2 protein-coding genes are annotated in these 1417 nt (G+C 74.0%); one reads left to right on the forward strand and one right to left on the reverse strand.

The window, feature by feature from the left end; all coding sequences use genetic code 11:
- Positions 1-565 (forward strand): fasciclin domain-containing protein (locus DLJ58_RS00055; RefSeq protein ID WP_148097947.1); only part of this gene is annotated, 565 nt, incomplete at its 5' end.
- Between the two features lie 6 nt (positions 566-571).
- Here the strand turns inward: DLJ58_RS00055 and DLJ58_RS00060 are convergent.
- A partial coding sequence (locus DLJ58_RS00060; protein ID WP_124853294.1) for a tyrosine-type recombinase/integrase occupies positions 572-1417 on the reverse strand: 846 nt, incomplete at its 5' end.

Consider the following 1417-nt stretch of genomic DNA (forward strand, 5'->3'; position numbering starts at 1 on the left):
CCCCGCAACTCCCCGCCCGGACGCCGCGCCCGCGAGCACCGCACCCCAGCCCACCGGGCCACTCTGCGCCGCCCTGCCCATCGGCACCGACCCCGGCAACCCGAGCTTCCTCGCCGGGCAACCCGTCGACCAGGCGCTGCGCTGGATCCCCACCCTCACCACGTTCGAAGCGGCACTGCGTACCAGCGGCGTCCTCACCGACCTGCCCGCCGGCGACGGCGTCACCGTCCTGGCGCCCTCCGACGACGCCTTCGCCGCCACGTTCTCCGAGGACAACTGGGACGACCTCATGACCCACCACACCGACCAGCTCCGCACCCTGCTGAAAGCCCACCTCATCACCGGAAGCCACCCGATCGCCGACCTCACCACCGCCGGCACCGCCACCACCCTCGACGGAGTCACCGTCACCGTCACCCGCACCGGGCCCACCGCCCGCCTCGGCGACCGCGCCGACACCGTCTGCGCCGACTACCAGGCCACCAACGCCCGCATCCACATCATCAACGCCGTCCTCGGCCCCCTGCCCGTCACCGCCGACGGCACCGGCCACCGCGCACACTGACCACGCTCACCCGGGCGGCACCAGACCCGCCAGCGCGCGGTTGGTCCGGTTGGCGCGGACCGCGTCGCGCTGCTGCCCGGCCGTCACCTCGATGTACGTCTGCGACGACGCCAACGACGCGTGCCCCAACAACCGCATGATCTCCGCCGCGCTCGCACCGTCCTCCGCCAACCGGGTCGCGAAGGTGTGCCGCAGCGCGTGCAGCCGCGCACCACGCGGCACCCGGTCACCGATGCCGGCCCGCCGGTAACACGACTCGACGAGATACTGCAGGCCACCACGGCGCAACGGCTCACCATGCCGATCCACCAGGAACGGCGAGTCGGGGCGTACCGACCGCGAACCGAAGCGCCGCACCCGACTGTCCAGGTAGTCCCGCAGCACCCGGTCCAGATCCGCCTCGATCGGCACCACCCGAGGCCGCCCACCCTTTCCCGCCACCTCGACCCGCCGCTCACCGGGCCGACCGCCGAGCGAGTCGACGCGCAACGCCAGCAGCTCCGACAGGCGCAGCCCGGCGCAGAGCGCCACCGCCAACACCGCCAGGTCCCGCTCCGGCCACGGGTCCCGTTGCCGCCCGTCGTCCCGCGCGGCGGACGCGAGCAGCACCTCGGGGGTGTCCGCGCCGCGCAGCGGCTTCGGCTGGGGGAGTAGCGCCCGAGGCCGCCCGACCGCCGGCATCGGGTTGCCCGCCACGAACCCGTCAGCGACCAGGAACGTGAAGAAGGTGTTCCAGGTGGACCAGGCCCGATGCACCGACGCGGGCGCCCGGGGAGCGGCGAACCGGGCGAAGGCCGCGCGCATCACCCGGGGGGAGAGGTCGGTGATCGACAGCGCGTCCAGGGGTAGGGG

It is taken from the genome of Micromonospora arida (genome assembly GCF_003857035.1).
Classification (GTDB): Bacteria; Actinomycetota; Actinomycetes; order Mycobacteriales; family Micromonosporaceae; genus Micromonospora; species Micromonospora arida.